Origin of the sequence: Methanobrevibacter sp., assembly GCF_045586545.1 — an archaeon.
Taxonomy (GTDB): domain Archaea; phylum Methanobacteriota; class Methanobacteria; order Methanobacteriales; family Methanobacteriaceae; genus Methanocatella.
Map to the genome: position 1 here is coordinate 1 of NZ_JAZNAN010000133.1, position 9,739 is coordinate 9,739.

At 34.2% G+C, this 9,739-nt stretch carries 11 protein-coding genes, 1 tRNA gene and 1 other RNA gene; 2 read left to right on the forward strand and 11 right to left on the reverse strand.

All coding sequences use genetic code 11. The annotated features are described in order from the left end of the window. Positions 1-136: 136 nt before the first annotated feature. From ACKI3D_RS10000 to ACKI3D_RS10025, 6 genes are all read right to left on the reverse strand, one after another. Positions 137-922: an ABC transporter permease subunit gene (locus ACKI3D_RS10000; protein WP_407394179.1), complete on the reverse strand. Its 786-nt coding sequence runs from the start codon at positions 920-922 to the stop codon at positions 137-139. Then, a complete protein-coding gene (locus ACKI3D_RS10005) occupies positions 915-1,811 on the reverse strand; it encodes an ABC transporter ATP-binding protein (protein ID WP_407394181.1) in 897 nt (298 codons plus the stop codon). The genes ACKI3D_RS10000 and ACKI3D_RS10005 overlap by 8 nt, the downstream gene beginning before the upstream one ends. A 171-nt stretch (positions 1,812-1,982) precedes the next feature. Continuing rightward, an RNA gene (gene rnpB, locus ACKI3D_RS10010) (RNase P RNA component) lies at positions 1,983-2,265 on the reverse strand. 21 nt (positions 2,266-2,286) lie between these two features. Continuing rightward, positions 2,287-2,361 (reverse strand) — tRNA-Met (locus tag ACKI3D_RS10015). Positions 2,362-2,453: 92 nt separating this feature from the next. Further along, on the reverse strand, positions 2,454-2,969 hold the full coding sequence (locus tag ACKI3D_RS10020; protein ID WP_407394183.1) for a hypothetical protein: 516 nt from the start codon (positions 2,967-2,969) through the stop codon (positions 2,454-2,456). A gap of 8 nt (positions 2,970-2,977) precedes the next feature. Next, the gene (locus tag ACKI3D_RS10025) at positions 2,978-3,388 is read right to left on the reverse strand and encodes a hypothetical protein (RefSeq protein ID WP_407394185.1); all 411 of its coding nucleotides are present in this window, start codon (positions 3,386-3,388) and stop codon (positions 2,978-2,980) included. A gap of 102 nt (positions 3,389-3,490) precedes the next feature. Here ACKI3D_RS10025 and map point away from each other — a divergent pair, with 102 nt between their 5' ends. Further along, positions 3,491-4,408 carry a type II methionyl aminopeptidase gene (gene map / locus ACKI3D_RS10030; protein WP_407394187.1) on the forward strand — a complete coding sequence of 306 codons (918 nt, stop codon included), beginning with the start codon at positions 3,491-3,493 and terminating at the stop codon, positions 4,406-4,408. A gap of 31 nt (positions 4,409-4,439) precedes the next feature. Here the strand turns inward: map and ACKI3D_RS10035 are convergent, their stop codons facing one another. The 5 genes from ACKI3D_RS10035 to frhA form a co-directional block, all read right to left on the reverse strand. Continuing rightward, a complete protein-coding gene (locus ACKI3D_RS10035) occupies positions 4,440-5,111 on the reverse strand; it encodes a hypothetical protein (RefSeq protein WP_407394189.1) in 672 nt (223 codons plus the stop codon). Positions 5,112-5,522: 411 nt separating this feature from the next. Next, positions 5,523-6,374, reverse strand: a complete 852-nt coding sequence (gene frhB / locus ACKI3D_RS10040; RefSeq protein ID WP_407394191.1) for a coenzyme F420 hydrogenase subunit beta — start codon at positions 6,372-6,374, stop codon at positions 5,523-5,525. A gap of 11 nt (positions 6,375-6,385) precedes the next feature. Beyond that, positions 6,386-7,234: a coenzyme F420 hydrogenase subunit gamma gene (frhG, locus tag ACKI3D_RS10045; protein WP_407394193.1), complete on the reverse strand. Its 849-nt coding sequence runs from the start codon at positions 7,232-7,234 to the stop codon at positions 6,386-6,388. Then, positions 7,234-7,803 (reverse strand): coenzyme F420-reducing hydrogenase, FrhD protein, encoded by a 570-nt coding sequence (gene frhD / locus ACKI3D_RS10050; protein ID WP_407394198.1) that lies wholly within the window; start codon positions 7,801-7,803, stop codon positions 7,234-7,236. The genes frhG and frhD overlap by 1 nt, the downstream gene beginning before the upstream one ends. A 15-nt stretch (positions 7,804-7,818) precedes the next feature. Continuing rightward, entirely contained in the window at positions 7,819-9,033 is a 1,215-nt protein-coding gene (frhA, locus tag ACKI3D_RS10055; RefSeq protein WP_407394194.1) for a coenzyme F420 hydrogenase subunit alpha, read from the reverse strand. Between the two features lie 158 nt (positions 9,034-9,191). On the opposite strand from frhA, the gene ACKI3D_RS10060 reads away from it, so the two are divergent. Then, entirely contained in the window at positions 9,192-9,704 is a 513-nt protein-coding gene (locus ACKI3D_RS10060; RefSeq protein WP_407394196.1) for an endoglucanase, read from the forward strand. Positions 9,705-9,739 lie beyond the last annotated feature (35 nt).

A 9,739-nucleotide genomic window follows, 5' to 3' on the forward strand; every position in this document is an offset into this window, starting at 1 on the left:
CCTTCTGTTTAACAGGTTAGTAAGTAATTAATTGCTTAGATTAGTAATTTTTTAACTATGTTAAGCTATTATAATTAGTCAATAGTATAAATAAAAAAGAACCTATTGAATATTATATTTTTGCCATTATACCCAATTATAACGGCAAATCTTTCTTTTCAAACCACACTATTCCAATAACATACAATATTATGCCTATTGTGGCCATAATCATGAATTCCTGACTGTATCCACTGTTATTCAATATACTGGAAGGGTCAAACAATGAATTTAATGTGAAATATTCAAGAAATTCCAAAGAGTCGGACAGCTTCATCAATAAACTGATTACAAAAAACATCAGAGGCAGACCCCCACCTATCAACAGTGAATTTTTAGAGGTATTGAATATGCAGGAAGAACAGAAGCATATTGAACTTATAGCAAAATGATATAAAAAAACACCAACATTAAGCATTAAAAATGTATCCACATCCAATGCATCCGGTTGAAAAGCATTAGCAGCAATAATGCCAACAATTGATGCAATACACCACATTACAATTAAAGATAAGATTAAATATGCCGCACTTGTAACAGTGATTGTATTCCGGCTCACAGGTGTGGACAGATAACTTGCCATGCTTCCTGTGTCTACCTTTTCCGCTATCATCCTATTAGCAACAAAAATTGAATAGACCATTGGGAAAAAAATAGCCATGAGCGCATAGAATGAATTTGACAAGAAGCTAACTAATGAACCGTTGCCGGTTAAAATATTTGAAGCTATTGTTCCTTTTGTGGTATCGCTTATTCCGCTAATTGTCTCAGGTGTGAAAACATTGCATATTACAATTAAAAATGCGCAAAGCACAAAAGTGAAAGCCAATAAGAATTTAAAATTGGATTTGATTAAGTGGTTAAAATATGTTATGCTAAACATTTTCATCATCCTCATAAAATTTCATGAAATATTCTTCCAAAGTATGTTTTTCTTCCTTAAGAAAGCGTATGTCGCAGGAAGATAAGTCAGATATGAGATTATTAATTTCATTGTCTGTAATTGAAATGATAACTTGTTTTTTGCTTGTTTCGACTTCTGCATTTGGATATTCATTTTTTATTTTAACAAAATCCTCATCATTTTTAAATTCGATTTTGTAAGTTTTATTTTCCGAATGCTTTAAATCCGCCATCACCACTTCTTTTATTAACTTACCTTTTTTAATGATTCCAACCCTATCGCACAATTTACTTATTTCTTCAAAGATGTGGGAAGAGAGGATTATTGTTTTGCCTTTTTGCTTTTCATTATTTATCAATTTAATAAATTTTTCTTGCATTAATGGATCAAGACCACTTGTAGGTTCATCTAAAAGCAATATATCCGGGTCATGCATGAAAGCCATTATAATTGCAATTTTCTGCTTCATCCCTTTACTCATTTTTTTAATTTTCACACTGGAATCAATTTCAAAATATTCAATTAGTTCATTTGCGTAGCTTAAATCATTTGTCTTTCTGAGCTTATCAATTAACTTCAAATATTCGATTCCTGTCATGTCCTCAGGCAATGCTATTTCACCAGGCAGATATCCTACATCCTTTTTGATAATGGTCTTATCTTTCCAGCAATCCAAATCATTCACTGACAATTTGCCAGAATCAGCTTTGCTAAACCCCATCAAATGCCTTAAAGTCGTTGATTTTCCGGCTCCGTTAGGCCCCAAGTATCCGTACACTTCACCTTTTTCAATATGAAGAGATACGTCAAAAACCCCTTTTTTATTACCGTAATCTTTAGTGAAATTTTCAATTGCAATCACATGCATCAAATCACTTCCATAAACACAATCTTAAAAAAAATGAATGTCCAACTTGTTTTAATAACTAAATTAACTGAAATCAATTTTAAATCTTGTCTGCATAGAACATATATTTTTTGATTTGACAATGGAAAATTTCTAAAAAAAGTAAAAATAATCATATAATTAATATTCATGGCCTGTTAAGAGTAACCCGCCTTCTGTTTAACAGCATTCGTCTTAGCGAACTACCTTGCCTACACAATCGATTATCGGCAAATTTGCTCTTGCATCCTATGGAATGGCCGTTTCACCGCTTCTTTTAATGTCCTCAATTAAATATCATCGTCAACCATTAAAAGCCGTGTCGTTTCTGCTCCAGAGTCATACTTCTCAGTATACGTTTTTCAACGCCATAGTATTGTTAGATGGGCGGAGTTTCCTTAGTTTTAAAAAAAACCAGCAGCTGTCTTTAACTTGCCAGAAAAATATTAATTAAAAGTAGCAGGGCCTAGATTTGAACTAGGGATCTCGGGGTTATGAGCCCCGCGGGATCACCAGACTACCCCACCCTGCTATACGAACAAAAATAGTATTACAACTATTATTACTTTTGTTCAAATAATATATAAACATTTCGGAAAAAGTGGAAAAAATAAGAAAATAAAATTAATTATTTTCTAAAGACTCAATCCTCTTATCTAAATCATCTAATTTCTCTTCAGTGACTTTTTGGAATTCTTCAGATGATTTTTTGAATTCATTAAAACTTTTTTCCAAATTATCAACATTGTTTGTAGTTTCAGAGAATTTAGATTGAAGCTCTTCTAGATCATTAGTTGTAGCCAAAGACCAATCTTTAATTAATTGATCGCTTTTTTCATCGAAAAATGCATCTATTTTATTAGAAAAAGCTTCATTATTTAAACTTGACATGTCAATGTCGCTTAATTTAACTTTAATTCTTTTACCCATTGATTTTTCTTTTTCAATAGAATCTTCCTTAGTTAAATCAGCATATTCTGGATTTTTACCTAGAACTTCATTCATGTGCGCATCAGCACTTGTTGGAACAAAGTTGCGTATTTTATCCATACTTTCAGGACTGTTTAATAAATAATAATAAACTAAAACAACAATTGCAATAACTAAAATTATTATGGCAACTGCTTCCATAGCATCCATATTACCACCTATTTATTCATTTTTTTAAGTTTAGCTTCTTTTGCTTCAATTTCCTTGAGCATTTTTTCAAGTTTTCTTTGTTCTGTTTCAGCTTCAAGTCTTGCTAATCTTTCATTAATTTCAGAGTGAAGATAACCTACATTACTTCTTACTTCGGTTGTAGATTGTCTGATAGCTGAAAGGCTGTCTTGTTGTTCTTGTGGTAATGGAATCGGATTATCCATTAATCTTTTAGATTCAATGTCTTTTTCCACCATTGACATCTTTTTAAGCTCAATTTCTTTTTCAAGCATTAATATTGAATTTTTAGATTGTGCGACTTTTCTCCATTGGAAAACAATGATAATAAGTACAGCAGCAACAATCAATATAATTATCAAATAGAATATCTGATCTGGTATTGTAGGAATAGTTTCCATTTTTTTAACCTCCAATTATATTTATAGAGTAATGTGTATATAAATAATAATATAACTTTATCAATTATATAATTAATTATTTAATTAAGAAGGTAACAAATTATGATGGAATCTTATATTGAATCTGGAAAAATTGCTTCAAAGATTCGTGGTGAAGCTTCAAAAATGATTAAAGATGGAACTTTAGTTATTGATTTAGTAGAATATGTAGAAAGTGAAATTTTAAAATCCGGTGCTGAAATCGCATTTCCATGCAATGTTTCAATAAACGAAATTGCCGCACATTACACTTCACCTGCAAATGATAAAACAAAATTTAAAGCAGGAGATATGGTAAAATTAGATTTAGGGGCAATGGTTGATGGATACATTGCAGATACAGCAATAACCGTGATAGCCGATGGAAACATTGATGAAAACTACACTCAAGATGAAATTAACTTACATGAAGAGATTATAGAAGCATCAGCTGCAGGTCTTGAAGCGGCAATAGCTACAGCGAGAGCAGGCATTGAAGTTTCAAAAATAGGTGCTGCAGTTCATGAAGCAATATCCGAATATAAATTGAATCCGATTTTTAACCTAACCGGCCATAGCCTAGAGCAAAATAATCTGCATGCAGGAATTTCCATTCCAAATTATGACAATCATGACAATTTTATTTTAGAAGAAGGTCAGGCTATTGCAATTGAACCTTTTGCAACAAATGGGGAAGGATGGGTAAATGATTCCCCGGGACATTATATCTTTTCATATTTGGCAAATAAGCCTTTTAGAATGAAAAATACTCAAAGAGTTTTAAAATACATTCAAAATAACCATAGATATGTTCCATTCTCAGGCCGCTGGATTACAGACGAATTCGGTGAAAGAAGAGGAAACATTGCTTTAAAACAATTAGCTGGAGCAATGGCCATTTATCCTTATGCACCACTTCGTGAGAAAAAAGGATACTTCGTAAGTCAAAAAGAGCATACTGTCGTTATAGAAAAAGAAGGCTGTACCGTTACAACCATTTAAAATTAAAAAAATGAAGAGATGATTCTCTTCATTAAGCATAGTATTTGTAGTATATTGAAGTCACTTTAGACTTCTTGTAAGAAGCAACAAGCTTATAATATCCTACCTTTTTAGGGGTTTTAAGTGTGAATGTTGCTATTCCTTTTTTATTTGTTTTTGCAGTGTATTTTTTCTTGTTGAATTTTACTGTAATCTTTTTGTTTTTCTTATTTTTTCCTAGGAATTTAACCTTATATTTGATTGTGGCTTTGGCAACTTTAGCACTATAACTTGTTTTTGGCTCTATTACCTGATTGACAAGAAGAACATTTACAACAGCGAAGTCCTTATAGAGTGCTCCGATATAGTATGCTCCAGGTTTAACTGTGATTTTCACCTTTGCATAACCTTTTTTATCAGTTTTCTTAGTTACTGTTTTACTGCCGATTGCAAACTTAACTTTTTTGCCTGCACCTACAGGTTTTCCGTCATCACCATATACGCGAACTTTATAGTATTTTCCACTGTCATAATACATTTCAATGTCCTTGTTTCCTTTTAAAACATCAAATACTTTGATTGTATCATTGACAACTTCACTAGTTTCGGGATTGATTAAAAATAATGTGTATGAACCTTTGCTAAGAGGCAATGCAAATTCTGCAAAACCTTGGGAATCAGTGGTTGTGTTATAATAGTCGACGGAACTAACATAACAGTACACAAGTGTATCCTTTAAAGGACTGCCATCAACATCATAGAATGTTGCAGTGTAAATAACTCCTTCCGCAAATCTATTGGTAACTTTACCTGTGTTTATAGTTTGAATGTCATCAGAAGAATTTTCCTGAGCAATTACCGGCTCATCATCCCAAACAGATAATACATCAGTATCTGAATTGTCCTGTAATTGTACATTTTCAACTTCTAACTGACTAACATCATCATTAACTGCTAAATCAGTTGTGTTTTCGCTTGCAAAAGCAAAATTAATAGATAAAATAAAAGCAATTACAATAAATATAAATAGAATTTTATTTAATCTAATATTTTCACCTCCAATAATATGTTATTATATTGAATATGAAAATATTTAAATTTAATTTAAAAAAAAGAAAAAAAGAAAGAAGTGGAATTAGTATTCCACAGGAAGTGGTAATCCCATTTGTGCTCTTCTTTCACGTTCTTTGCCGTTTTTGTCTTTCTTACCTTGAGCTAATTTTTCAAGTAAAGGAAGACCAGGTTTTACTTCGTCCATTGGTTTGGTTTCGATTAAACCTGCGTCAACAGCAGCTTTGAATATAGTTTCACCAGCATCAGTTCTGGTTAAAACAGTAGACCATCCGTCAGGAGATCCAACAGAACCGGTTGATACGTCAGCCCATTCAGCTACGTAATCCATACAGATGTTACAACCTGCTTGTTCGTAACCATGTGTTTCTTTAATAGCTAAACCAGAGTCTTCACCATCTTTGGTTAACCAGAATTTACCTTTACCGATGTCCATTTTGGTAGCATCTTGTAATGAGTCAAATCCTAATTTTGATACTGCAAAGGTATCAAGAGAAGCCATAGGGAAGTTTTCCATACAGTAGATACCGATGATTAATTTGATTTTTTCAGCGACAAATCTAGTGAATGGATATGCTTGTGCTTTTCTTAAACCTTGGATTTGACAAGGAGTTGCTACAACACCAACTTTTTCTAATCCGTATTGACGGGTTGCTTCTTTTAAAGCACCTAAAGTTGGGGACATTGAGTATTTGGTTCCAGCAGCAGCAATAACTTCATCAGCGGAAGTTACTACAGTAGGAACAGGTCTCCAATCTTCATCAGGAGTTCCAGCTACAACAGCACCTTCAATGATTCCTTCATCGAGTGCGTAACAAAGTAATGCTGAAACAATTCCACCGTCTTGTGATACATCTGTAATTTTGCTATCAGTAGATCTTGCAGATAATGCTTCTTTATAAGTTCCTAATGGCATGTTCATTCCTCCTATAATCCTGTTTCCTCTTTAATTCTTTTTATAGGTAACCATGCTCTTGGACACATTGCATAACAAGTTCCACATTTTACACATCTGTCTCTGTCACAGCTAGGCCTACCTTCACAGAAGTCCATAGCTCTTGTAGGACAAGCGAGAGCACAAGTTCCACATCCAGTACATAATCCGTTACGAATAACGTTAGTTATTACGTCACAACCACATCCAGTGTTGCAAGCAGCTTTATCGATTGCAGGTTGTAAGTATTCCATATCACCATTACATAATGCGACTACAACTTTTGCAATTACTTCAGGAGCCACAGGACAACCAGGAAGTGCTAAATCGACTTTAACTAATGAACTAATTGGTGCGAAAGATTCGTGTTTAGGTTGTGCTTGTTGACCACCACGTGCAAAGGTTGTGAAACAACCGGTCATTGCACATGAACCGAATGCAGCAATTAATCCAGATTTTTTTCTTGCTTCTAATAATTCGTGAACACTGTGTTCATCTTGTAAACAAACTGAACCTTCAATTAAACATAAGTCCATTTCAGGCATTTCTTCAGCATAAGTACCGTGAATCCATTTATCTACTAAAGTTTGACCATATACAATGTCAACCAAATCAGTTAAAACAGTGGATAAAATGTCGTAGTTTTCTGTTAAGGACATTGCATCTCCGGTACAACCACTTAAGTGTATGTAACCAATACGTGGTTTTGCTGCAGCAGCTTTAGGTTCTTCTGCAGGAGCAGTTTCAACAGGTGCTTCTGCAGCTGCTTCAACCTTTTCTTCTACTTTTGGTGCGACTTCTTCTTTAGAACCGCCCAAAGCTTTTTTCAATTTATCAAACATTATTTTACCCCGATTTCATTTAAAATAAGATCAATAGCTTCAGGAATTGCCTTTTCAACTGGTTCGGATAAACCTACATCTACATCCGGAGTTGGAATTTCTGCTGGTTTGCAACCAACAACAACTACTTCACATTTTTCTGAAATTTTTTGAAGAGGTTCTTCGACAGTCAAACCATGAGGATTGTCATACTTTCCTATCTGCATGATATTGGGATCAAATTTATCTACGGTTCCAGGTTCTGCGTTAAATTCAACAACATCAATTACAATTAATTTTTTCCAATCATATTCAGTATACAATGGGAAGAAATTTGTTGGAGCTGCAGTACCCCCGTCAATAAATTGCACTCCTTCTGGCAAACTTACATCTTCAAATTTTGCTTTAATTTGATTTAAAACATCCTTATCAAATTCATCTTCAACATATGAAGTAACAGCCGGATCGTAATAATCGTTTTTATCATTGAAATATTTTTGTAATAGGTTAATTACTATTGGACCGAAACCATCATCTTTAAATAATATATTTCCACATCCAATAACGATTATATCCGAATCATAAGGCATTATTTTATCCTCCACTTAGATTCTCACCATTTCATTTTTGAGAATGGATTTATCTTCATCGTCAACTACCATTACATGAGTTGCACAGGATAAACATGGATCGTAAGCTCTGATTACATGTGGACCTAACTCATGGTGGAATCCTTCAGTTGCAGGACCCATAGTTGGAATATTCCAAGTAGTTGGTACAATTGCTGAGTAGAATTGGGTTTTACCTTCTTTGACTTGGGCCATGTGTACATCAGTTCCTCTAGGACCTTCTATGACACCAAATCCGAGTTCCCCAGTTCCTCTCTTATCATAAGATACATTTGCAGGTGCTGCAGGATCGATTGCATCTAATGCTTCGATACAAGCTTCGTAGTTTTTCAACATTTCATCTGCACGAGCTACATGTTGAGCAACTACACCTTTATCTTTAAATCCAGAGAATTTTTCCATTCTTGCTCTTGGACCAGTTTCAACATTAGTACCTTCCCATAATGGAATTACTGAACAACCTCTTTTACCTATTTCAGGGTCATCATACCATGCTTCAGGTAATACTTCTGAGAATTTGTCCATATCGAAATCGTTGGTACCGTAAGTTGCATCCATTGCCATTAATGGTTGGTTAACAACACCTAAATCTGCAGGTAAACCAGCTTCAGCAACACAGTTTTTAATAAATTCAACATGTGCTTCAAGTTTTGGTTTGAAAGCTGTCATTCTTTCAAGTAATCTTTCTTTGGTGAATGGGGTAATGTTTCTTGCCATTCCTCCAACCCTAATATCAGATGGGTGGATACCTTCACCAGCAATCATGTCTACAACATATTGAACAGTTTTTCTTACTTCACTTACACTGTTAACTGCATCTACGAATTTGTCCTCAGGAACAACGTCAGGTGCAACTAAGAAGTGGTGAATTGCTGCACTGTTAATACCATGTGCTGCTGCGACAGCTTTTCTTAACAATTTTGCTGCTTTAGGAATTTCGATGCCTAAAGCCATGTCCATTGCTTCTGCGGATGCTAAAGTGTGTGGAATTGGACATACTCCACAAATTCTTTGACATAAAACAGGAGCGGTTTCAGGAGCTTTGTTAAGCACCATCTTTTCTAAACCCCTTACAGGAGTTATACTAAAATACATACCTTTTGTAACTATCCCTTCATCATCAACTTCCATGACGAGTTCGGCATGGCCTTCTTGACGAGTTGTAGGAGATATAACTACTCTATCTTTCAAATATGTCACCTCAATTATAGAAATTAGAAACTAACGTGTATATATTTATTCCTTAACATTAATAAGTAATACTGAAAAATTTATATAGAAATCTTTATATTAAATGAATGACTAATCTTTATTATTATAGTTATAATCAACAAGTAGGAGGAATAAAATTGGATAAAGCAAACATTATCATTTCAATTATTATTGTTTTATGTATCGCTGCAGCAGTTACTGCTTATGGTATAACCAACAGTGATAGCCCAATATTCTCTGATTTATCCAGTATATCATCTCCTAATGATGATACTGGAAGTGGACTTGGAAATAATTCCACTTTAAATAATGGATCAGGAGCATCCGTTGCAACTACTTCTGGCGGTTCAGGTTCAGGAGGAGACAGCTCTGGATCAGGCTCCGGTTCTGGAACTTCAAGTTCAGGTAGTGGTGGATCAGGTTCAGGCTCTGGATCAGGTTCAGGCTCCGGTTCTAGTGGATCAAATACCCATTTATCCTATTCTACTGCAAAAAGTATTGCTGACAGTGCTGTTGAAGAACCAGGATGTTATGCTGGAAGCGGATATTATTCTGATGGATACTGGTATTTTACAATATATGACCAAGATGGAAATAATGTAGATACAATTAGTGTTAATGATGCTACTGGAGCTACTGGAAGAGGATAAAAATTTATTTTATCCATTTTTTATATTTTTTTAAT